We start from the raw sequence: 23,129 nt of genomic DNA, 5'->3' as shown, positions 1-23,129 counted from the left end.
CGTGGACCCCCACCGTCCGCGGCCGGAGACGGAGGGCTCGTTCGGTGCCGAACCTAACCGCCTGATTTCGTTGGGTGGGGGGCATCCGAAGGCCTCGGCATTCTCCCTGCAAGTGGGCCCTCCCATCGCGCGGCGCTTCGCCTCTCAACCTTCAACCCTCCGCGCGGGAGGCAACATGCTCGACTTCATCAAAAATGCTGTGAACACGTTGGCCGGTCCCATGGCCACCATCGTCGACTTCGCGGGCGATAAGCTCGGTCTTCCCCCGCTGTTGACCAACTCCATCAAGGCCGCCGCCGGTGCCCTCACGGGTAACGTCATGATGGCTGCCAGCGGCGCCCTCGGCGTCGTCTCGGAGCTCACGAAGAATCCCGCCGCCCAGACCGAGTTCTACCCCGCCCAGGACGCCGCCAAGGCCCAGGAGGGTTATGCGCCTGCCAAGCAGCAGGCGGCCTCCGCCGCCAGCACGGGCTACCTGGAGCCCAGCGTCCTTCAGTACCAGGAGGCGCTCCGCACCATCGCCGCCAACTTCGGCATGCTCGACACGCTCAACAGCAAGCAGAACTCGAAGTTCGACCTGAGCACGCTCCAGAAGGCCGCCGAGAACCCGAACCTCTCCCCCGAGCTGCGCAGCGCTGCCCGTTTCCTGCTCGAGCACCCCGAGTACCGCAACATGCTCGATACCGCCGGCAAGGGTGGCTCAGCCGATGGCACCATCAGCCAGCTCGATGTGCAGCGCGCGCTGAAGAAGGTGAACGACGACATCGCCCAGTACGGCGTGCGCCAGCCCTCCACGTCATGCCCGGCCAAGCCGCCTCCGGTGGGCACTCCCTCCAACCCGGGCACTCCGGGCACCCCGTCATGCCCGGCCAAGCCGCCTCCGGTGGGCACTCCCTCCAATCCGGGCACTCCGGGCACCCCCGTGGAGACCAAGCCGCCGTCGACCGGTCAGCCCTCACCCCCCGTGGAGAGCGCTCCGGCTCCGAAGCCTGGTGGCTGTGGTCGGCCCTCCAGCAGCGTGAGCGACATCATCAACAGCCCGAACATGAGCATGGAGGAGAAGCTCCAGGCGCTCCTCACGCTCATCACCCAGGACACTGATGACGAGATCCTCGACGTGATGAAGGAGATGTCCAACGCCCGTGACGAGCGCGCCAAGCTCGGCACCGACGAGTCGGGCCGCACCCGCGCGGCCAAGCTCGAGACGACCATGGAACAGCTGAACCTGCGTCTCCAGAAGCTCATGGAGAAGCGCAAACAGATGTTCGACCTCATGAGCAACATCTCTTCAAAGTTCAACGAGATGGCCAAGCAGGCCATCCAGAACCTGGGCCGGGCCTGAACCGCCATGGGACGCGTCATCAAATACCAAGGAGACACGACAATGGAGATCCAGAACGAGACGGTGGTGAAGCTGAAGGCGTTCGCTCGGGGCGAGGTGACTTGGGCCGAAGTCGAAGGCATGACCTTTGAGGAAGCCAAGGCCATTGCCCAGGTGGGCTGTGAGCTCGCCGCTGCGGGCCGGTACGAAGAGGCACGAGTCCTCTTCGAGGGGCTCGTCGCGGGCAACCCGAAGGACTCGGCGAGCCGCGCGGCGCTCGGCACCGTGTACCAGAAGCTGGGCCGCCTGCAGGACGCCATCACCGAGTACAGCGCCGCGCTCGAGCGCGACCCGCACAACCCCGTGGCACTCGTCAACCGGGGCGAGCTCTACCTGCGCCAGGGGCTGCGCCAGGGCTTCACCGATGTGGCCAACGCCGTGGAAGCGGATCCCCACGGCACCACTGTGGCGGGCCGCCGCGCCAAGGCGCTGGTGAAGGCCATCACGCTCGTGGCGGTGGAGAAGCTGAAGGGCAGCCCGCAGGCGTAGCGTCGCGGTAGGGCAGGAGGGGGGTGGTCGAGGGGACCGCCGGGCCGTGACGCGGTGCCGGCGGAGCAGCGGGTGGGGGGCCAGGTGGAGGCTGGGCAGGGCAGCGGCCCGCCCACCTGCTGCGTTTTTCAGGGCACGGAGATATCGGAGATGCGCTCTCCGACGGGCGGGTGGGTCAGGCCCTTGATGACGATCCAACGCGGAGGCTCGGGGTCCATCTTGTTCACCCGCGCGGCCTTCACCAGCATCTGGCGGAACGTGGCAGGGTCTTTCGTGAGGCGCAGGGCATAACGGTCGGCCTCGCGCTCCCGCTCCCGGGAGAACGCGGCGGACACCGGCGCCGCCGTCAGCATCACCGAGAAGTACAGCAGCGAGATCAGCGGCAGGGTGCGGATGTCCGCGAAGCGCATTGCGCCGAACCAACCCCGCGCCGCCGCTCGCCGCAAGAGCCAGTCGATGACGAAGAGGAAGGCCACCAGCGCGAGCGCCGAGGCGATCCGGTTGGGCCACTGGGCCTCGTTCACGTGGCCTGCCTCATGCGCCACTGCCGCGAGGATCTCTCCCTCAGAGAACTGCTGAAGCAGCACGTCGTTGAGCACGATGGTGCGCGTGGGGCCCTGGCCCGCGAAGTAGGCCTGCACCCGTTTCGAGGCCACCGACGTCTTCTCCACCAGGATGTCCGCGAAGGTGATGTCCGCACGCGCCAGCAGCTCGGTCATGTGGGTGCGGAGCGGGCCTGCTTCCAGCGGCTCCTGATCGAAGTAGGCGCGGCTGCGGTACGGGTCGAGCACCGAGGAGACCAGCAGGAGGAGCACAGCCATCGGCACGCCCAGCACGAGCCACCAGCGCCGCACGCGCCTCGCCAGGCCGTAGACGCCGAGCACCAGCGAGCAGACGAGCACCACCCCCGCCAGCACGTCCTTGAGCTCATCCTTGGCGAAGGTCAGCGGCGTGTACGTCGACATGCCGTAGCGGTGCTCGAGGATGTAGCCGAAGTAGATGTCCGCCGGCAGGAAGACGAGCTTGTAGGTCAGGTCGACGCAGAGCCCGAACAGCAGCGCTGTGCCCCAGCCCGTCTCGCCCCAGAGCTTGTCCAGCACCTGGAAGACCACGCGGAGCACGGGGGCCCGTCGCAGGAATCCCAAGTGGTTGTCGAGCCACCCGGCCAGCCGCTGAGCGAAGCGGTAAAAAGGCCCATTCAGAGGGCCGAGCACCAGTGCCAGATACCCCAGCAGCAGGAACGGATTGAGCCCCGAGCGGATGTAATACGGCAGGTGGTACGCCTTGATCTCGGCGAGCTGCTCAGCGGTGAAGATGGGCTCCATGGACAGGGCCAGAGGCTATGCCGTTTGGCCCCGTGGTGCCCAGCCACCCCCACCCAGCGCCTTCGCTCAGGAGTGCGGCTTGGGCTTGGGCTTCTCCGGCGGTGGCTCCGCGTCCTGCTCGCCGTCCGCATCCGCCAGCAGCAGCTCGCGCACCTTGCGCAGGCTCTCCCGTGTCCGATCCACGAAGGCGTTCTGCGAGCCGATGCGCTCGGCCGCCTCCAGCGTCCGCTCGTAGATGTTGATCGACTTGGTCAGCAGCACGCGGATCTTCTTGCGCAGCTCCTGCCGGTACACCTGCGCCTCCTCCGCATCCAGCTCCGGCGGCGCCGGCGTGTTCACCATGTGGTCGTACAGGTTCTCGTACATCGCGCCGATCTGCGCGCCCGCTGCCGTGGCCCAGTATCCGTTGCCCACTTTGATCGACCGCAGGTAGTGCCCCTGCGCCGACAGCAGCAGCTCGGCCTTGTAGTTCAGGTCCTCGGCCAGCTTGTCCGTGCCCTTCGCCGGATCCAGCTTCACCTCCTCGTAGTGCAGCCGGTAGACCTCCCCGATGAAGAAGTGCGCCTGGGCCGGGAAGTAGTCCTCCACCTCGTCCTTGTCCGAGAGCGACTCGTAGTCGCTGAGCGCCTTGCGCAGCGTGTTCTCGGACTGCTCTTTCTGGCCCAGCTCCAGCTCGCAGATGCCCTGCTGCACCCGCGCCTCCATCCGCCGGCCCACGGGGATGTCCTGCCGATGGGCCAGGGTGGTGAGCATCTTCACGGCGTCACTGAAGCGCTCCAGGTGGTACAGCGTCTCCGCCACCCGGAAGGCCGACTCCAGCGCGTCGCCCTGGCCCTTCTCTGCGTCCGCCAGCTCCGCGAAGCGGTGGTAAGCCTCCTCCCACTCCTTGAGCCGCTGGTGCGAGAGCCCCGCGTTGTAGAGCGCCTCGTTCCGGTGCTTGCTCTGCGGGTGGAAGTCCACCAGGCGCCCGAAGTACCGCGCCGCCTGCTTGAAGTCCCCTGCCGCGAACGCCGACGTGCCGCCCGCGAAGAGCTCCTCGTCGTTCAGCTTTTCCAGCTCCAGATCCGCCGTCACCTCTACCGGATCGAACTGGATCTCCTGCCGCGGATGCTTCGTGTCCTCGCGGATCGCCGTCCCCGTGGTCCGGCAGCCCGTCAGGCCCACCAGCCCCACCGAGCCCACCAAGACCCACCATCGCCATGTGCCCGACATGTGCGTCCTCTTGCTCATGTTCTCCGTCCAGGCTCTCTCCGAGCCGACGCCCTCACGGACAGCATCGGCCCGCACAGAGTTCCGCTTGTGTGCGCGCCCAGCTTAATTCGCCTGAGGCCCTCTGGCTCTCCTGGCTGCCTGGTTCAACGGTGGACACGCGACAGAAGTCTCCAAGAGCAGGCGAGGAGTCAGGGGATCTTCTCTTCTTCCACGAGGTAGCGTCCGGTGCGCCAGAGTGCGGTGAGGTCGTGCACGTCCAGCTCGAACCGGGGCACCTGGATGAGCGGTGTGTCCGGGCAAGCAGCCGAGAGCTGGGTAATGGCCGCCGAGTCCTGGTCGGCCAGCACCTTCAGCTCCTTCAGCGTCTCCTCCACCTTGGCACGGCGGCCCGTGGCCAGCCGGGCCGCATCGTCCCACAGCGACGGCGGAGGCTGCGGGTGCACCCGGTTCACCACCAGCGCCAGCACCTCCATCTGGTTCTGCTTCAGCAGCGTGCGGAAGTGCGTCACCTCGTCGAGCCGCTCCACCTGGGGCCCCGTGACGAGCACGAAGCCCGTCTGAGGATCCCTCAGCAGATCCTTCACGCCTCGGGCGCGCTCGCGGAAGCCCTCGTTCATGGAGGAGATCGCCAGCATGAAGCTGGACAGCTCCTGGAGCGTCTCCGTCCCCGTGAACTTCGAGAGCGTCTTCGCCATGTAGCTGCTGCCCAGGTTGAACAGCGACAGGCCGATCTTCCCCGCCTTCAGCGCCGGGGTGAGCAGCCACTTGGCCGCCTCGTTGTCCAAGAAGTCCAGGATGCGGTTGGGCGCGTCCAGGAAGTCCAGCGCGTGCGCCGTGGGCGGCGTGTCCAGGACGATGAGCTCATACTGGCTGCGGCGCCGCAGGTCCCAGAGCTTCTCCAGCGCGATGTACTCCTGGCTGCCCGCCAGCGCCGTGGACAGCGCCTGGTAGAAGCGGTTCGAGAGGATGCGCTCGCGCTGGTCGGGAGGGGCGAACCGGGTGATGAGGTCGTCCCACGTCTGCTTCATGTCCAGCATCATCGCGTGCAGCGAGGCCTTGGGCTTCACCCCCAGCCCCTCGAGCACCTGGGCGGGGACCTGCGTCTCCGTGTTGCCCAGCGCCGACAGGCCCAGCGAGTTGGCCAGCCGCTTGGCCGGGTCAATCGTGCACACCAGGCTGGAGCGGCCCTCCACCGCCGAGCGCAGTGCCAGCGTGGCCGCCACCGTGGTCTTCCCCACGCCGCCCGAGCCGACGCACACCAGGACGCGCTTCTTCGCGAGCGCCGCGCTGAGAGGGGCCGTGCTCATGGGGCCCCCATCACGAGGCGCTCGAGGTGGCCCATTACCTGCTCGATGGCCGCGCGCCCGAAGGTGGACGTGAAGATCCGAGGCACCTCGTACACCGGCACGTGGAGGTTGCGCTCCAGCTTCGTCGCCGCCAACTCCGCCAGCATCGCCCGGTCGTGGTGCGACCTGGCCACCCGCTGCAGCTCCGGCGAATCCGCGAGCGCCTCCAGGTCCGCCTGGGTGAAGCGCTCGGGGAAGGTGCTGTTGAGCACCGCCGCGTGCGTGCGGATCTTCACCGAATCTCGCAGCGCCGCGTGCAGCTCCAGCGCTTCATTCACCGGCAGCTCCTCGGGCAGGGCCACCAGGATGGCCGCCGTCACCTGGGGATCCACCAGCAGGTCCCTCATCTTCAGCGCGTCGCGGGCCAGGGGGCCCGGCGGCACCGTGCGCAGCAGCACCTGCGGCACGTTGAGGAAGGTAATCGCGTGCCCCGTGGCGGGCGCGTCCAGGACGATCGTCTCGTAGCGGTCCTTCCCATCCGGCAGCTTCTCCTGCAGGTGGTAGAGGATCTTCCCCAGCATCACCAGCTCCTGCAGCGAGGGGATGAAGCGCAGGAAGTAACGCACCAGGCGGTTCTCGAAGACCGTCTTGTAGAGCGTCTCGAAGCGCAGGACCATGAGCGCGTACTCGCGCATGGCCTCCTGGGGCCGGACATCCACCGCCCACAGGTTCTCCTCGATGAGGGTGATATTCGGGCCGGCGGCCGGGCGCTCCAGGAAGCGGGTAATGCGCTCCTGGGTGTTTACCTCGCACACCAGCGTCCGCCGGCCAGCACGGGCCGAGCGCAGGGCCAGCGCGGCGGAGAGGGTGCTCTTGCCCACGCCACCCTTGCCGGAGACGATCCACAGGCGCTTGTCGAGAAGGCCGGGCATAAGGGAGCGGCGAACCGTAGGGACGGCTCCGCTCCCTGTCAACCTCGCTTGACACGTCGCGTTGCCACCTTCCACAGTGCGCGTCGTTTTCTCGACTTGCCGCTGTCCCGGCGTGCCTTACGAGGACCTCACGACCATGCTCAAAGACAATCCCGTGATGAAGAAGCTGGTGGAGACCGGCGAGGAGCGCATCGGCAAGATCGCCCAGCAGCTGCTCTCCAATGAGAAGTTCGTCTCGATGGTGCAGGGCCTCGTGTCCCGCTCGCTGGCGGCCAAGGGCACCCTGGACTCCGCGCTGCGCACCGCCCTGTCCGCCATGAACCTGCCGTCCACGGCTGACCTGGAGCTGCTGCGCTCCAAGGTGGATGACCTGGAGAAGCTGCTCGCCTCCGTTGAGGGCAAGATCGACACTCTGGTGGATGAGAAGAAGAAGTAGATGCGGCGCATCGCGTTCATCAACGAGAAGGGTGGCACCGGCAAGACGACGCTCGCGGTGAACACCGCCGCGTGGCTCGCCCAGGAGCGCAAGCTCAAGGTGCTCCTGGTGGACCTGGACACCCAGGGCCATGCGGGCAAGTCGCTCGGGGTGGACGTGCGCACCCTGCCGCGCAACGTCTTCCATCTGCTCACCGAGGAGAACGTGCAGTTGACGGACGTGGTGCAGCCCTGCGCCATCCCCAACCTGAGCGTGCTGCCCTCCTATAAGGAGATGAGCGACTTCCCCGTGGTGGTGGCCCAGGACGAGCGCCGCTCATGGCGGCTGGCCGACCGGCTCGCCCCGGCCGAGGCCGCCGGCTACCAAGCCATCGTCTTCGATGCGCCGCCCTCCATGGGGCTCACCACGCGCAACATCCTCGTGGCCGCCACCGAGGTGGTGGTGCCTGTGGCGCTCACGTACCTGGCGCTGGATGGCTGCGCGGAGATGGTGGAGACGGTGCGCAAGGTCGGCGACGCCGAGGGCCGCGCGGATTTGCGCGTCACCAAGGTGGTGCCCATGCTCTACCGCAAGACGGCCCTGGCCGACGCCATCCTCGAGCGGCTCAAGGCCTACTTCCCCGACGCGCTGGCCTCCACGCCCCTGGGCTTCAACGTCAAGATCGACGAGGCCCAGAGCCACGGAAAAACAATCTGGGAGTACGCCCCCAGCAGCCGCGGCGCGGAGCTGCTCGCGGCCATTGCCAAGGAAATCCACGACGCGCCCTCCGCCAAGAAGAGGAGGGCGCCTCGGGTGACGTGAGCTGACTCCAGAGCCTGGCTCCGGAGCGCCGCTCAGGACTTCTTCTGCTGCTCCAGCTCGGCGAGCTTCTTCTCCAGCTCCTCGAGCCGCTGCGTCAGCGACTGCATGTCCCGGCCCAGCGCCGGCAGGTTGCCGGTGAGGCCGTCGACGGCGTGCTTGACGCGCTCGTCGATCTTCTGCTGCCACTCCTCGAAGGCGCGCTGGCTGGCCTTGAGCAGCTCGGAGGGGCTGATGCTTGGCTTGGCCTCGGGCTTGGGCTCGGCGGCCTTGGGCTCCGCAGGCGGCTCCGTCTCCTGGTGGCCCTCGGCCGTGGGCTCGCCGTCCTTCTTCTCATCCCGGCGCAGCAGCTTGTCCAGCCGCTGCTCGGCCTCCTCGCGGATGGAGGCCACGCGCGGCGTGACTTCCTTCTGGATGAAGCCCGAGATGGACTCGCCCGGGTGGCGGATGATCTCCCGCAGCACCGCCAGCGGCATCTGGTTCTTCTTCTTCTCCTCCTCGAAGATGATCTGGGCGAGCGTGACGGAGGTCAGATCCTCCTTGGTACGGTTATCGACAATCCGTACCTCGACGCCCTCCTTGATCATCGCCGCGATCTCATCGAGCGTGACGTACCGGCTCTCCACGGTGTCGTAGAGCTTCCGGTTGGTGTACCGCTTGATGACCTTGGGCTCCTTGCCACCTGGAGCGCTTGCCTGCTCTGCTTCGCTCATGTTCGGTTCTCTCCGCCCACGTCCGGAAGCCTTGCGCGTGAAGCACGGAAACGCGGAAACCCTGTAGCAAAGGGGTGATCGGGGAGCAAGCTGGCTTGGTTGCTTGCTCGCGGCGGACGGGCTTGGGGCCTATACTCCCGAGCCGAGCGAATGATCGTCAAGTGCGAGCAGTGCCAGACGCGATTCAAGATCCCCGACGAGAAGGTGACGGACAAGGGGGTCAAGGTCCGCTGCACCAAGTGTAGCCATACCTTCCGCGTGACGCGGGAGTCGGCGGCGTCCCCCTCGGTGACGTCTCTGCCAGCGGTGTCTCCATCGCCTGGCCCGGCCCCCTCGGAAGGCGGGTTCGATCCCTTTGAGAAGTTCGGCACTGCGCCCGAGCCACCCAAGGGGCAATCCACCAAGCCGGGCGTGTACGCCGAGGGCATTGCGGCCACCAAGGCCCCATCGCCTCCCGTGCCCCAGCCCTCCGCGCCCTGGAACGCGCCGGATTCGGGCATGGGCGAAGATTTCTTCCAGGAGACGACCCGGGCCATCCCGCTCAACATTCCGCCCGAGGCGCGGCCTCCGGTACCGTCCCTGCCGCCCGTGGCGTTCTCCCCGCCGCCCGTCCAGGGTCTTCCGGGACCCGGTGCGGTTCCGTTCAAGCCCTCGGGGCCGGGTGGAGGTCTGCCCGGGATTCCGAGTGTGGCACCGCCCGCCGGAGCCCGCGGCCTGCCCACGCCCGCTCCAGTCAAGCCTGGGGTGGCCGGAGCCCGGCCTCTGGGTGGGGCCTCGCCGACCGCGCCCAGGACATTGGCGCCTCCGGCCATGTCGATTCCTGGCGCCTCGGCGCCTGCCAGCAGTGCGCGCCCGGGGGTGAAGGCCCTGGAGCCTCTGCCTCCGGCTGCGGCGCCGGCCCCCGCGCCGTCGGACGACCTGTTCTCGGAGTTCTTCGCCGGCCCGGCCGGTGGTCCGGCTCCGGCGGCCCCCGTGCCCAGTGCGCCAGTGCCGCTGCCGTCGGCTCCGCCTCCTGCGCAGGCCAGGCCTGCTCCCGCCAGCCCGTTCGGACCCCCGGATGGCGATCCGTTCGGCTCGTCGGGCGATGACCTGGGCGGTGCGGCGCCGGAGCCCGCCGCCGCGCCCGCGTTCGACCCGATGGCGATGTTCGACGACCCGGCGCCGCCTCCCGCGCCCGTCGCGCAGCCGAAGCCTCCCGTCGCGATGGGCCGTCCGACGCCTCTGCCCGTGTCGGGGGCTCCGCCCGCAGGCCTGGGCCGGCCACCCTCGGGGCCTGCTGCTGGGGCCAATCGGCTGCCTCCATCTCCGGCACTTGCCAGCGTCTCGACGCCTGCGCCCGTGTCTCGGATGGCGCCTCCGGCGATGGCTCCGCCGCCCGCGCTTGCGCCCGCGCCCGCTGCACCGGCGGCCATGGCGAGCGATCCGTTTGGTCCCTCGAACTTCGAACTGGGCGAGCCTCCCTCGGACGAGTTCGGCTTCGGGGTCGCGGCCGCGCCTGCGCCTGCGCCGTCGTTCACGCCTGCTCCCGTGCCCGTGCCTGCGCCGCAGGCCGCGCCCCTGTCGTTCTCGGACGAAGATCCATTCGGCCCTCAAGGCATGGAGCTGGGTGGGGCGCCCGTTGCGCCCGCGGCTCCTGCTGCGGATCCCTTCGCCCCGCCTCCGTCCGATCCCTTCGCTCCTCCCGGAGGCGACGAGTTTGGTCCGTCCTTCGGCGGTGCCGTGCCCCATGCCCCCGCTGCGCCTGCGCCTGCGCCAATGAGCGCGAGCTTCGCGCCTCCGGGGCCCATGGACTTCGGGATGATGGACGATGGGTTCGCTTCGCCCGAGAGCCCTACGGCTGCTCCTGGCGGCATGGCGGATCCGTTCGGGCCCCCGGGCGGCATGGATCATCCGTTCGATTCGCCCGCGTCCTCGCCCGCACCTGCGGCAGGCATGGCGGATCCGTTCGGACCCCCGGGGGGCGGAATGGACGATCCGTTCGCTGCTCCGGCTCAGCCCGCGAGCATGGAGGATCCATTCGCTGCTCCTCAGGCGCCGGCTCCAGGCGGGATGGACGATCCGTTTGCTGCCGCCGCGGGTCCTGGCCCGGGTGGAGGCATGGCCGATCCGTTTGCCGCCGCCGCGGGCCCTGGTCCGGGTGGGGGCATGGCCGATCCGTTCGCCTCAGCGGAGCCTGCCTTCTCGCCCACGATGACAGGGCGCCAGCGTATCGGTCCCTCCGAGGGCTTCCTCACCCAGACCGATACGAGCCATCAGACCCTCAGCCCCACGGACACGGGGCGGCAGATGCTCGACATCCCTGCCCACGAGGGGGCGGGGGCGGAGATGGGGGCAGAGTCGATTCCCATCGAGGGCAACTCGGCCGGCTCGCACGAACTCATCAATCTGCCATCGCAGGCTGCCGAGCCCGCGTCTCCGCCGAGGCCCGTGCCGACCCTGGCCTCTCCGAACATCGCGCGCCCTGCGGGCCGGCCCGCGGACATGGGCATCCCCGAGCGGCGCAAGGTCTCGGCGGCCCAGGCCGTGACAGGGCAGGTGGCCTACCTCACCATCGCCGCGGGCCTGCTGCTGGCGCTCACTGCGGTGGGCGGTGTGTATATGAAGGAGGGGCGGGTGGATCCGGCCGCGCTCTCGCCCAGCCACATCATCAAGCTGCTGGCGCCCAGCCAGTTCGTCATGCGGGACGTCACCAACGGCCTCTATGACACCAAGGGCACCACGCCGATCTTCTACGTCCGCGGCGAGGTGGAGAACCGCTCCTCGCAGCCGGCGAAGGTGAAGGTCACCGCCGCGCTGTACGACGGCGACCAGCGGGTGAAGTCCGCCGAGGGGTTGGCGGGAGTGTCGCCCTCTCCCGAGGAGCTCCACGCCGTCAACACGGCCGAGGCCCTCACGGAGCTGCGCACCAAGCTGGATGCGAGTGCGACGGTGGTGGCTCCTGGGAAGCGGGCGCCCTTCACGCTGGTGCTCCAGGAGTACCCCAAGGATCTCAGCGCTCTGCGGCTCCGGGTGACGATGGAGCCCGTGGCCGAGGAGGCGCCCAAACCGTAAGGGAGGGATGAGCCATGCCCACCCAGGAGCAAGCCCGGAACCTCGCGCTCCGGCTGCACGGACTGAGCGGAGACACGGCGATCCTCCGCAAGGCCGCTGCACGCGAGCTGGCCCGGTATGATCCGCTCGACGCCACCGAGCTGGTCGATCACCTGATCTCCCTGGCGCGCTCGGGCTGGGAGCCCGCCACCCACGTGCTCTCCGCCTTCGTGGCCGCGCTGGGGATGGAGGCCTCGCAGATTCCCTATGCGGAGGAACTGCGGCGGCTGGCGCAGGTGCAGTCGCTGCCTGCGGTGGCGGACCTGTTCGCGGACGGCCCCGCTCGCCGGGAGCTGAATGCGGGCGCGGCGGCCAAGGCGGACGCGAAGGCCTTCACGCAGTCGCTCGGGCACCTGAAGCAGCAGGCGCGCCTCACGCGCGATCCGGATGTGCTCTCGCGGCTGGCCACGGTGAGCAACCCGGCCGTGGTGCGCAACGCGCTCATCAACCCCCGGCTCACGGAGGCGCTGGTGGTGCGAATGGCCGCGCGCCGCCCGGCCCGGCCCGAGCCCCTGGTGGAGATCTGGAAGTCTCCGCGCTGGGCGGCCCGGCACGCGGTGCGCCGAGCGCTCGCCTTCAACCCGTACCTGCCACCCGAGGTGGGGGCGAAGATCGTCCCGTTGCTCAACAGCACGGACCTGGCCGAGCTGGCTGCGGACTCCTCCGTGCACCCGTCCCTGCGCGAGCAGGCCGAGCGGTTGCTGACCCTGGGCCCGGGGGACGGATAGGGCGCGGGTGCAGGGCCCCTCTTGAATGTTGCGGGTTTGTGCGGGATATTGCTGGAAACAGCAAGGACCTGCATGGCCATGCAACCTCCCAATACCGCTCTCGACCCCCTGCTCCCCGAGGAGCGGCGGAAGGCCATTCTGGAGCACCTCTCCACCGAGGGGCGCGTGTATGCCTCCGACCTGTGCCGGTTGTTGCGGGTTTCGGAGGACACGGTCCGCCGGGATCTGCGGGAATTGGATGAAGCAGGGCTGCTCCGACGGGTTCACGGGGGTGCGCTGCCGCGTACCCACGTGCAGCTCAGCCATCAGGCCCGAGCGGAGCTTCAGCAGCCGGCCAAGCAGGCTTTGGCCCACGTGGCCGCGGGGCTGGTCCAGTCAGGGCAGGTGATCTTCATCGATGGTGGCACCACCACGCTGGAGGTCGCTCGCAGCCTGCCCAAGGACCTGCGCGCCACGGTCATCACCGTGAGTCCTCCCGTGGCGCTCGCCTTGGCCGAGCATCCAGGGATCGAGGTCCGGCTCGTGGGTGGCCGCCTACACCCGGAAGCGCTGACGGTCGTGGGCGCCGAGACGGTGGAAGCCCTGCGGCAGATTCACGCGGATCTGTGCCTGCTGGGCATCTGCAGCCTGCACATCGAGGGAGGCGTCACCGCCACGCTCGCCGAGGAGGCCGCCACCAAGCGGGTCATGGTCCACCAGGCGGCCGAGACCGTGGCCGTGCTCACCGCCGACAAGCTCGACACGCTGTCGCCCTTCGCCGTGGCTCCGGCCAATCGGCTGGCCACGCTCGTCACCGAGGCCAGCGCTCCCGAGGCCACGCTGAGCCCCTTCCGCAAACTCAACCTCCGGATCCTTACCGCATGAGCTCCTCGAGCCTGACCTGGGAGGGCGGCGCCGAGCCTTCCGCCACGGCCGCGCGCGTCGCGGTCTCCGCCGTGTTCTTCGTCAACGGTTTCTCGTTCGCGAGCTGGGTGCCGCACATCCCCACCGTTCAAGCCCGGCTGGGCCTGAGCGCGGGCCAGCTCGGTCTGGCGCTGCTCGGGGTGGCCGCGGGCTCGCTGGTCTCCATGCCCATCGCCGGGGCGCAGGTGGCGCGGTGGGGGAGCCGGGCCGTGACGCTCGTGACTTCGCTGCTGCTCTGTCCAATCGTGGTGCTGCCCGTACACGCGCCCAGCCTGCCGTGGTTCGCGGCCATGCTGGTGGCGTTCGGCGCGACCACTGGGGCCATGGGCGTGGCGATGAATGCCCACGCCGTGGCGGTCGAGCGGCGAATGCGCCGCTCCGTCATGTCCTCGTTCCATGGCTTGTTCAGCCTGGGCGGGTTGGTGGGCTCGGGCGGCTCCATCCTCGCGCTGTCCTACGGGCTGACGCCCTCGCAGCACATGGTGCTCGCGGGGGGACTGGGGTTGATCACCGTAGTCGTCGTCTCTCGTTCGCTGCTGCCGGGCTCTGCGGACGTGGGAGGGGCTGCACAGACCTTTGCCCTGCCGAAGGGACCGTTGCTGCTGTTGGGCGGTCTCGCTTTCTTCGTGCTCGTCGTCGAGGGCGCCATGGCGGACTGGAGCGCGGTGTACCTTCGCCAGTCGCTGAAGGCCGAGGCGGGCATCGCCGGGGCGGGCTATGCCGTGTTCTCGCTGGCCATGTCCCTGGGGCGGCTGACGGGGGATCGGCTCGTGGCGGTGGTGGGGCCAGAGCGGCTGGTGCGCGTGGGAGGAGTGTTGGCGGCGGCTGGGCTTGGGGGCGCTTTGTTGCTGCACCACCCGGTGGCGGCGCTGGTGGGCTTCACCTGTGTGGGGCTGGGCCTGTCCAACCTCATCCCCGTGCTGTTCAGTGCCGCGAGCCGTACCCCGGGCAGCTCGCCCGGTGTCTCCATCGCTTCAGTATCCACGGCCGGGTATTGCGGTTTCCTCGTGGGTCCGCCGGTGGTGGGCTTCCTGGCGGATCAGCTCGGGCTGCCGTTGGCGCTGGGCCTGCTGGTGGTGTTTCTGGGCATCGTGGCGGTGGGCGGAACGCTGGTGAGGCCAGGCCGGAGCGCCTGAGTTGACCGGCCCGGAACCTCTTGGGCTGGCGGCTCTTTCAAGCCTTTGCAAGCACGACGGCATGGGAAGGGAGCGCGGCGTCGGAACCTGACATCGACTCCAACGCCTGCTCGGTCATGGCCCCTGGCACCTCCGCCGAGCCATCCCTACCTGAGTCACTGGGAGGTTCCATGCCAGAGAAGACACAGGCATTTCGCGCGAAGCACGCCAAGCGGCAGGGCACGACGATGAAGCTCAAGGCCTCGGATGTCCATGAGACTGGAGGCTTGAGCACGCACCGGGCCAAGAAGATAGAGAGTTGGCCCCAGGGGAGCCTGGAGTTCAGGGACCGCAACGTCAGTCCACGCCGCCGCCCAGGCAAGGGGCTGACTGCGACGAGCCAGAAGCTGCCACTGCCCGAAACCGGCAGCAGCACCTCGCGCCGCAAGACGCTTCCGGTGGATGCGGCCGTCGGCTACCGCAAGGAGGGGACGCGCAAGCGCACCACCGGCCGCGGCGACGTCAAGGGGCTCCAGGCAAGCAAGAGGCTCACGCGGGTGAGCCAAAAGCGCTCTCGCTAGGGGGCACGCAGGTGCAAGTGGATGAGGAAGCCACCCTGGGCTGGGTGAGGCTCGAAGCCGCGCGTACGAAGCGCCGTCGCTACTTTCGGGGCCGCATCGACTTCGGCTTCCATTGTCACCTGAGGCCAGGGCTGGCCGGGCTGGATCTTCCCGGCAGGGAGCTGCGTGAGTTGCGGCCTGCCAGGACGACAGCGCCACGGACCAGCGAGGCCGTCGAGCCAGATCATCGGACACGCCACAAAGTTACTACAGCGGGCGGCTCGGGCTTCACCGAGGAGGCACTACACGCCGCCAGCCTTGAGACACCTAGGGTCGAGGAGACGAGCCATGGAACGAGTGGAAGCTGGCGGCCTGAAGGCAGGGCTCGCCAAGGTGATGGCTGTATTGGTGATCATCGGCGCCATCAACTGGGGCCTGATTGGTTTCTTCAACTGGAACCTCGTGAACGCGATCTTTGGTGGCGACACGCGAGAGCAGACCAGCGCCCTTGGACGCCTCCTCTACTCCATCGTGGGGCTGTCGGGAGTGGCGCTTGCGCTCCTCTTCCCGTGGCGCCGGCCGGTGGACACGACGACAACGACCACAACGACCACGAGGACGGGTGCTGGGGTCAATCGGCAGGCTGACGTGCGCCCTTAGTACGTATCCGTCCGGTCAGCGACGTGCTGGAGGAGATTGAGGACGGACCCGTGCCGTGCTTGGCGAGGACCGCGATCTCGAGGGGAGACGTAAGCGTTGAGGACGGAGCGAAGCGCGCTAAGTGCCTATTTCGGTAGGAAGTGGAACCAAGTGATGATGCCCAGGGCCAAGTGGAGCATGGCCAGGTAGGTGTCTTCGCGCTTCTCCCAGCGGATGAGGATTCTTCGGAAGCGGTTCATCCACGAGTGGGAGCGTTCCACCACCCAGCGGCGCGCTTTCTTGCGGCGGCCGGCGGCTCTTCTTCGGGGGCGTGACGGGGGGACGACGCGGGCGGATGTGCCGCCGGAGGCGGAACGTGTCTCCCCACCGACGCACTTCGGTACAGGCGTAGGCCGCATCCAGGCACAGGTGCTGGGCAGGCCATGGTTCAGGCTCGGGACGTTTCACCGGCACCGAGTCGAACGTAGAGGGCAGCAGTTTATGGTCGTTGACGTTGGCTCCTGCGGCCACCACCCCCAGCGGTACGCCACGCCTGTCTGTGAGCAAGCTCCTCTTGGTTCCCTTCTTGGCGCGGTCGGTCGGGTTGGGGCCAGTCTTCTCTCCTCCCAGCGGCGCCTTGGTCATCGCCCCGTCCACGCTCATCCACTGCCAGTCGATGCCTACCAGGGCGTCGTACGCCAGCAGTCCCAGGCGCCAGAACTCGTGAAAGACTCCGGCCGTAAGCCACTCGCGGAACCGCCGGTAGGCGGAGGACGGGTGGCACAGGCCGGTGGCTTTCAGCGCCTGCCACTGCATCCCCGTGCGCAGCACCAGCAGGATGGCTTCCATGGCCGCCCTGTCCGGCACTCTCGGGTTATGGCACCCCAGCGGGTGTTCGGGCCTCGGCGGCAGCAGGGGCTCTATCTTCGCCCACAGTTCCTCCGGCATCCTTCAACCGTCATCCCTCTTCGCTACTCCCAATCCACACTTCCTCCTTCACCTTCTAACCCATCAGGTAGGGCGTTTTCTTCCCTACTGAGATAGGCTCTAAGCCTTCAGGGACGCGCGAACTCCACACCTTCATTGACGATGCAGCTACAAAACCCTAGAACCGCACTAGAAGTTCAAAGCTCGACTCTAATTCACCTGATCAAATCAATTCACCTGATCAAATCAACGCGGCAATGTCACGGAACAATAATCTCGACGACCAGCAGATAGAGATTCATCTCGCGAAGAATCTCGTACGCGGCCGAGCTCATCAAAAAGGCGATGAACTACATGATACAATTAACGCAATCCGCCTGAGCTTTCCGGAAAAGCAGTTGCCCGGGTTCATGACCTGGATGACGCGGATCCCCAAAGCACGAAGTGGCGCACTTGGGATTACGCCTGTGCGTTCTCTCCGGAATCTGCACCGCAGGCGCCCGCAGGATGAGGTACCAGCCGTCAAAGAGATCCTATGGTCTGCTTTAGTTCTTAGTCAACGCACTCAGACTTTGGGCTCCTATGTTAACTTGTCCCAGAAGTTCGCGCGCAACCTATTGACTAGCCAGTATGATGCGGCGCTTGGAGCACTGGATGAGGTGGACAACAAATTCGGCTATTCGCTTTGGTCGATTGAGAATCGCATTGCAACACTGCAAGCCAAATCTGGACTGGAGAAGCAGAAAGAATTCACCAAAAATATAAAGCAACGCGCAAAGAAGTCATTTGCTGCTTTTGTAGCCCACTATACGAGCAGGAGGAACGAAGACAGCATCACCTTGCCTCGCTTCGCAACCAACTTCAATCGGAAGCTCACTGCCTGGGAGCTGCACGACGACTTAGGTGCGTATCTATCCTATCGAATCACAGGGGACTTGCCACAGGATTCGATTCAACTGGCAGCGATTCTAAGGCATGACGCAACAGCTTCTCTCGTAGATCTGTACGAGACATTTCTGCTCATTTCTCGTCACATGCTTAGTCTTCCCGACGAAGAAAGTCTGCATGGTGAAATATCTCAAGCGCTGTCCCTTCTAAGCCCTATCGGCGACAATCGCATAACCAAGCTGCTCTATTGGTTCAACGGCGTAACTGACCTTAGTTCCCTTCGGCCCATTGATGGAGCCGCATCAGATGCATTTTGGTCGGGGCGCTACGACGATGCGATACGCGCATCTGACGTCACTCTGAGCCAAGACCCTCTCGATCTCTCCTGCATGATCATCAAAGCCAGAAGCTTGGCGTACTTACAGCGTGAGACTGAGCGGTCAGAGACACTGCAAGACAAGATGGTTAGTCTCTTGGCTTCTGTTTTCGGCCGAACTGATAATCTTGCGCGATCAATCCTTGAGCTTGCCAAGCTATCTAAGAACTATAGCGCATTGCCGATAATGCCTGCGGTGATGGCATCGGCGCTACTGAGCACGTCTACACCCGCAGCTCAATCAGTCCATGCCTTGCGCTTGACGCAGTTCGCCTGTTCTTCAATCCATGATCCTTCTGACATCATTGCCCTGAAGACTGAAAGGCGGGCCGCGTACTTTGCATTGTGTGAAGCAAAGTATGGAAGGTCTCTCGCAGTACTAAGCGCTGGCGTTGCCGCTGGGCTTCATGTTGATCAACAAACTGCGAATGCGCTTTCGCGGGAACAACTCGCCGAGGGCTCGCTTCAAGCCCATTTGGAACAGAAGAATTTTGGGCTGGCATACGCTATTGCGCAAGAACTGCTCCTGGACAGCAATCTCATTGTACGTTTCGCAGGTGCGCGCTACAGCGTCGAATGCCTGTTGGGGATGGGGAAACTTGAGGCTGCCATTGAGCAAATCGCTCATTGGTGTGCTTTGCGTGACTCCTTGCGACTTGTGTTTCCGATCAGGCGCATCATGGATGGCAGAAAGCTGAAGTCGATGCGCCCCTTCCTAAAGCTCATTTCAACTCCAATCCTCTTTGATCTACAAAATAGACTTCACGAGACTCAAGATTCTAAGAACAATCTGCGATGGTCTTGTGATGAATTTCTTGCGAAAAATGGATTAGAACACCCATCAGACATAGCTCGAAGGATCAACGAATATGATCGCGAGCAGGTGTTGTACTTTCTCAAGAAAATCTGTGTGCAACCTGTACTTGAGGCATGTCGTGGGTTGCCAACATCACGGGCTATCGACGAAGAGCGTATCAACGTGTGCTCCCTCCTCGTTAGCCTGGATCCAGACAATGCCGAGATCTATCGCGGAGAAATCAAAAGCCTAGCTACTAAGCTAAAAATTGAGGAAGGCGTCCAGATCGTTGATCGAAGCCGCGTTTTTGTTGACGACGACGCCATCTCGCGCTGGGCTGAGCGGGAACTCCGGGAAATATTTGATCGTTACAAAGAATTCCTACAAACGGGTCCGCAGAGTTCTAGAAGAGACTTTGAGTTGGCTGTTCGCGATGCGCTGACAACGCGCAAACCAATGCCTGCGCAGTATCTTGAGTTGCCTCATGAAGACAATGATGCACTCTTGATAGAAATGCTCGAGGCTTTGTGGAAAGAATTTCTTAACAATTCTGAGCATGGCCTTGATTGCTTTTTGAGCATGCGGATTCGACATGGGACCCTGTCCGGAACATTGCGAGGCCCACTGGATGATCGAAAGTTAATCACCACGCGCGATGAAGTCACAGGGACTTACAAACGCAATGATTTTTGGATATCACGTCTTCATGTCGCCACGCCTGAGCAGGAGAACACAGTCGACAAGGCACTCGCTTGGCTTTCAGAGAAATATGACCTGCTGATAGAGGAACAAATCAAGCCTGTTCTACACATTCGAAGCGAGCAACATCCGCAGGGTGTTTTTGGCCGCTCATTTAATCCCTTCCTCGTTCACGCGATCCGGAACGACGCCCAGGAAACTTCAACCTTTGAAGACTTCCTTTCGCTGTGCTTTACCATGTTCAGGCAACAACTGAGTACTGACTTGGAATCAGCCAGGGTGGCAATAGATGGAATCTTCCGAACTGAAGCTGAGCGTATTTTCCAGGAAGTATATAGCCGACTCGGTGAAGCGCTGGATGAATGGCAATATACTGAACTCAAGAATTGTTTGGTTACCGCCAACACGGGAGCCCAGCATGCAATGTTACGTGTTGCTGACTGGTTGCACCTTGACGAGTCTTCTGATGTGACCGCTAGTTTCACAATCGAGCAAATAATCGACATCGCCGTCGAATCCGCGCTTCGGACGCTGCGAGGCTTTTCTCCGAAAATTGAGAGAATACTTGAAGCAGATCGCCGAATGGGAGGCACAGTCCTCAACGAAGTGACTGATATTATTTTCATTGCATTAGATAATATCTACAGACATTCCAAGGTGTTGGGACAGCCTGCAGTACAGATTCGTGTCAAGGATGATCGCGCATCGGATCTCCTTTCCATCGATATCGAGAGCGAGATTGCAGGCGACGCCTATTCTCCCAGCGCAGAAAAAGCCCTGGACGACATCCGCGTGCTTATCGGTGGGGACGGTTACCGCACTCGTGTGTCAGTGGAAGGAAAGTCCGGCTTGGTAAAGCTTAAGCGCATTGTGAGCCAGTACAAGGCTCATGCATTGAATTTTGGATTCAAGAACAAAGACTGCTTCTTCCTGCATGTTGGCATGTCGCTCTTCCACATCGAGATGCAGGGGCGGGGAGAATTGATCCTGGGGGTGGAGATGGAACAATGAACGTTCTCATCATCGAAGATGATCAGTTCAAATTTAAACAACTCTCCTCTTTTGTTAAAGAGGCATTTCCATTGTGTACGATCTTGAGCGCACGTTCTGTTCATAGCGGGAAGATTGAAATACGCGCTCGTTCGTTTGACATTGTGCTGCTCGACATGTCGCTACCTTCATATGACATCGGAGGGGAGGAACCAGGAGGTCGACCGCAGGCTTTTGGCGGCAGAGAATTGCTAGGATATATGGATTTTTTAGAACTCGCGACGCCAGTGATTGTTGTCACTCAATTCGAGAGATTTGACACCGGCGATGACGAAATTGAGATTGAGACTCTTGGAGAAACACTAAAAGAATCTTATCCAGGAAATTTTCGCGGCATAATCTACTACAATGCCGCATCGGAGCAATGGAAGCACATGCTCATAGATGCAATGATCTCAGTTGGTGGGTGACTAATGGGACTCAGCGTCCTCGTCGTCGACGACGAGCAGATGAAACTCGAGCGATTCGTCAAAATTCTCGTGGCGGCTGGCGTGCAACGGGACAATATTACGATTGCTCAGAACTCTTACGATGCCCGGGATAAGTTGCGGCGCAACCAGTATAGCTTGATGATCCTTGATTTGGCTCTGCCTAACCGGCCTGAAGAGCGTCCTTCAGATACTGGCGGATTGGACCTTATCGATGAGATCCATGAGCGTGACGGTTTTTACAGGCCGATGCATATTGTTGTCGTCACAGCCCGCGAAGACCTTTCCCGTCTTCATGAGGCACGACTGGCAAACCGACTAATTAATTTGCTGTACTTTGACCACTCCTCCGAGCGTTGGCAGAATCAATTAAAGATGCTGATCTCGGATCTCTTTCGCATCAAGCAATCGCGGTCTCCAGTTCGTTACAACAAAGACGTTTGCGTGTTGACTGCACTTCGAGAGCCAGAGTTGAGAGCGGTTCGCGATCTGCCCTGGGGGTTTGATTCGGCTCGGTTGTTAGATCATTCTTCGTTCTACTACGAAGGCAGTTTTGCTATGGGAGGTCAGAATTTTTCGGTGGTGGCCTCTGCTGCGCCGAGAATGGGGCTCGTTGCAACTACATTGCATGCGATGAAGTACATTGAAGCTTTCCGGCCTCGTGTGTTGGTAATGACCGGCATCTGCGCAGGGTTGGCCAGTCGATCTAATGTTGGTGATGTCATTCTTGCTACTCCCGTCTGGGAGTGGCAAAGCGGCAAGAGAGTGAAAGGCAAGGGAAAGACAGACATCGGCTTCCTTAGCGATCCTCATCATCTTGATGTGGAACCCTTAGTTGTTTCTCGATTTGAACAACTCATAGATAATGCGAGCGTTTGGAGTCAGATTGCCTCAGGCTGGCGTGGTCCCAAGCCACCAACTTCTCTGAAGGGGATTGTGGGGCCAGTTGCGTCTGGCTCTGTGGTGCTCGCAGACGGAACGACTGTCCTCGAAATACAGGAGCATCAACATCGGAAGATCGCCGGAATTGAGATGGAAATTTATGGCCTCTACGCCGCCGCGAGAGAAGTATCTGAGCCGCGCCCCCTAATGTTTGCGATGAAGTCAGTTAGCGATTTGGCTGACTCGAAAAAGAGCGATGATTTTCAATCTTATGCTGCGTACTCCAGTGCTCAGGCCTTAAGATGTTTCTTGGAGACCAATATTGCCGAGTTCATTGACTCACTTGGCTCTGAAGACTGAAAGGCTTGTGGCTGCTGGTTCGTTGTTCCGTCAGGACTTGTTCCTTTCTTGGGGTTCAAACGTCAGCACATCCGTCTCGGCTCAGCAGCGTACTCCTAGCCTAACCAAGCAGTACTCGAACTGCCCCCTTTCACAAGAGATCGTGAAGCCGTTCAACCCCCTGGCTCCCGCGAAGGTGGCGGTGGCGCTCCTGGGGCTGGTTCTCTACGTAGGGCTCGACACTCCAGAATTTGTTGTCGGTTGGATGGAGTTGATGGACGTGGCTGTCGCATCATCGTGGAGTGCTGCGGCCCCAACTCCGGCACGTGCATCGGCCGTTCCTCTCAGAACCAGGGCGCTTGGTGGGTGGGGATTTCTCACTCAGGTTTGCAGCAGCCGCTTACGGGTACCAACCCGGATCTAAACGCTCCGGCCAGCGGTCCACGACCATTCCTGTCGTCACGCTTGGGGCAAGCGCTGTGTCGCCTTTGAACTCCTCAATGGGCGCAAACGTGCCGTCGCCACCCGAGACGAAACAGACGGGCAGTTCTTCTCGATTGGGCAGTTTCACCCGGTCATACACGGCGATGATCTCGCCGGGTTTGCCGCTAGGTGTCTTCCCAGGCACCACGTACACCTTGCCGAAGAAACGGGTACTCGGGGGCGCCTTGCGCATTTGATTCTCGTTGTTCACCACCCGGTTCGTTACGACGCCGACAACGGGCCCAGGGCGGTAGGCGTGGACGCCCTTATTCGGCCCTCTGTCATCCAGTTTGAGGCTGAATGTCTCCCCCATGCGCCAGCCGAGTTCCTTCTCCATGGCTTCCTGTGCTCCCGGCGGGCACTCGAAAGGCTCCGGCCTGAGTTGAGCCCCCGTACATCCAGCAGCCATCGCCGCTGTCAGCGTCACGGCTCGACACCACGCTGGGAATGTCGGGTCTGTCGCGGCGGGGGCCGACGACTGGCCGCGTACGTTGCGTGTTGGCTTGAGTGCATCCGGCGGCTTGCTCTTCACTGTGGATCCTTCCTTCTGGGGGGTGGCAGGAGCGGCGAGGAGGGGGGCTGCCGCTTGTGGAGGTGCAGGCGCGGATACAGCAGGGACGTTCACGGGAGGCTGCACTGGGAGCGGTGGGGGCA

At 63.8% G+C, this 23,129-nt stretch carries 19 protein-coding genes and 1 pseudogene; 13 read left to right on the top strand and 7 right to left on the bottom strand.

Annotated features, from left to right (window positions below):
• Window positions 1-175 precede the first annotated feature (175 nt).
• Window positions 176-1,342: a hypothetical protein gene (locus DB31_RS35585; protein WP_044196486.1), complete on the top strand. Its 1,167-nt coding sequence runs from the start codon at window positions 176-178 to the stop codon at window positions 1,340-1,342.
• A gap of 6 nt (window positions 1,343-1,348) precedes the next feature.
• Window positions 1,349-1,870, top strand: coding sequence for a tetratricopeptide repeat protein (locus DB31_RS35580; RefSeq protein ID WP_044196484.1), 522 nt, complete (start codon window positions 1,349-1,351; stop codon window positions 1,868-1,870).
• Between the two features lie 128 nt (window positions 1,871-1,998).
• On the opposite strand, the gene DB31_RS35575 is transcribed toward DB31_RS35580, so the two are convergent.
• The 4 genes from DB31_RS35575 to DB31_RS35560 form a co-directional block, all read right to left on the bottom strand.
• Complete coding sequence (locus tag DB31_RS35575) at window positions 1,999-3,195, bottom strand: M48 family metalloprotease (RefSeq protein ID WP_044196482.1); 1,197 nt, start codon at window positions 3,193-3,195, stop codon at window positions 1,999-2,001.
• Between the two features lie 66 nt (window positions 3,196-3,261).
• The gene (locus DB31_RS35570; RefSeq protein ID WP_083969085.1) at window positions 3,262-4,425 is read right to left on the bottom strand and encodes a tetratricopeptide repeat protein; all 1,164 of its coding nucleotides are present in this window, start codon (window positions 4,423-4,425) and stop codon (window positions 3,262-3,264) included.
• Window positions 4,426-4,595: 170 nt separating this feature from the next.
• Entirely contained in the window at window positions 4,596-5,714 is a 1,119-nt protein-coding gene (locus DB31_RS35565) for an ArsA family ATPase (RefSeq protein ID WP_044196478.1), read from the bottom strand.
• A complete protein-coding gene (locus tag DB31_RS35560) occupies window positions 5,711-6,625 on the bottom strand; it encodes an ArsA family ATPase (protein WP_044196477.1) in 915 nt (304 codons plus the stop codon). Before DB31_RS35560 ends, DB31_RS35565 begins: the two co-directional genes overlap by 4 nt.
• A 136-nt stretch (window positions 6,626-6,761) precedes the next feature.
• Here DB31_RS35560 and DB31_RS35555 point away from each other — a divergent pair, with 136 nt between their 5' ends.
• Both DB31_RS35555 and DB31_RS35550 read left to right on the top strand, forming a co-directional pair.
• Window positions 6,762-7,061: a hypothetical protein gene (locus tag DB31_RS35555; protein ID WP_044196474.1), complete on the top strand. Its 300-nt coding sequence runs from the start codon at window positions 6,762-6,764 to the stop codon at window positions 7,059-7,061.
• Window positions 7,062-7,862, top strand: coding sequence for a ParA family protein (locus DB31_RS35550; RefSeq protein WP_044196472.1), 801 nt, complete (start codon window positions 7,062-7,064; stop codon window positions 7,860-7,862).
• A 32-nt stretch (window positions 7,863-7,894) separates the two neighbouring features.
• Here the strand turns inward: DB31_RS35550 and DB31_RS35545 are convergent, their stop codons facing one another.
• Window positions 7,895-8,572: a polyhydroxyalkanoate synthesis regulator DNA-binding domain-containing protein gene (locus DB31_RS35545; RefSeq protein WP_044196470.1), complete on the bottom strand. Its 678-nt coding sequence runs from the start codon at window positions 8,570-8,572 to the stop codon at window positions 7,895-7,897.
• A 150-nt stretch (window positions 8,573-8,722) separates the two neighbouring features.
• Between DB31_RS35545 and DB31_RS35540 the strand changes: the two genes are divergently transcribed.
• From DB31_RS35540 to DB31_RS35515, 6 genes are all read left to right on the top strand, one after another.
• On the top strand, window positions 8,723-11,623 hold the full coding sequence (locus tag DB31_RS35540) for a zinc-ribbon domain-containing protein (protein WP_044196468.1): 2,901 nt from the start codon (window positions 8,723-8,725) through the stop codon (window positions 11,621-11,623).
• A 14-nt stretch (window positions 11,624-11,637) separates the two neighbouring features.
• Complete coding sequence (locus DB31_RS35535) at window positions 11,638-12,390, top strand: hypothetical protein (protein WP_044196465.1); 753 nt, start codon at window positions 11,638-11,640, stop codon at window positions 12,388-12,390.
• Between the two features lie 78 nt (window positions 12,391-12,468).
• Entirely contained in the window at window positions 12,469-13,254 is a 786-nt protein-coding gene (locus DB31_RS35530) for a DeoR/GlpR family DNA-binding transcription regulator (protein WP_083969108.1), read from the top strand.
• Window positions 13,251-14,429, top strand: coding sequence for an MFS transporter (locus tag DB31_RS35525; protein WP_044196463.1), 1,179 nt, complete (start codon window positions 13,251-13,253; stop codon window positions 14,427-14,429). Before DB31_RS35530 ends, DB31_RS35525 begins: the two co-directional genes overlap by 4 nt.
• A 170-nt stretch (window positions 14,430-14,599) precedes the next feature.
• Window positions 14,600-14,989, top strand: a complete 390-nt coding sequence (locus tag DB31_RS35520) for a hypothetical protein (protein WP_044196461.1) — start codon at window positions 14,600-14,602, stop codon at window positions 14,987-14,989.
• A gap of 327 nt (window positions 14,990-15,316) precedes the next feature.
• Window positions 15,317-15,628, top strand: coding sequence for a DUF378 domain-containing protein (locus tag DB31_RS35515; RefSeq protein ID WP_044196459.1), 312 nt, complete (start codon window positions 15,317-15,319; stop codon window positions 15,626-15,628).
• A gap of 125 nt (window positions 15,629-15,753) precedes the next feature.
• On the opposite strand, the pseudogene DB31_RS35510 reads toward DB31_RS35515, so the two are convergent.
• Window positions 15,754-16,555: pseudogene (locus DB31_RS35510) on the bottom strand (IS5 family transposase).
• 236 nt (window positions 16,556-16,791) lie between these two features.
• Between DB31_RS35510 and DB31_RS49305 the strand changes: the two are divergent.
• Genes DB31_RS49305 through DB31_RS47275 form a run of 3 tightly spaced genes read left to right on the top strand, consistent with a single transcriptional unit; the run spans window position 16,792 to window position 22,013 of the window.
• On the top strand, window positions 16,792-20,304 hold the full coding sequence (locus tag DB31_RS49305) for a hypothetical protein (protein ID WP_157232335.1): 3,513 nt from the start codon (window positions 16,792-16,794) through the stop codon (window positions 20,302-20,304).
• A complete protein-coding gene (locus DB31_RS49300) occupies window positions 20,301-20,753 on the top strand; it encodes a response regulator (RefSeq protein WP_075306391.1) in 453 nt (150 codons plus the stop codon). The genes DB31_RS49305 and DB31_RS49300 overlap by 4 nt, the downstream gene beginning before the upstream one ends.
• Window positions 20,754-20,756: 3 nt before the next feature.
• Entirely contained in the window at window positions 20,757-22,013 is a 1,257-nt protein-coding gene (locus DB31_RS47275) for a phosphorylase family protein (RefSeq protein WP_075306389.1), read from the top strand.
• A gap of 379 nt (window positions 22,014-22,392) precedes the next feature.
• Here DB31_RS47275 and DB31_RS45550 read toward each other — a convergent pair whose 3' ends face one another.
• Window positions 22,393-22,812, bottom strand: coding sequence for a hypothetical protein (locus tag DB31_RS45550; protein WP_052420515.1), 420 nt, complete (start codon window positions 22,810-22,812; stop codon window positions 22,393-22,395).
• Window positions 22,813-23,129: the final 317 nt, after the last annotated feature.

The sequence above is a fragment of the Hyalangium minutum genome (genome assembly GCF_000737315.1).
Classification (GTDB): domain Bacteria; phylum Myxococcota; class Myxococcia; order Myxococcales; family Myxococcaceae; genus Hyalangium; species Hyalangium minutum.
This window is presented reverse-complemented; position numbering and strand designations above follow the sequence as displayed.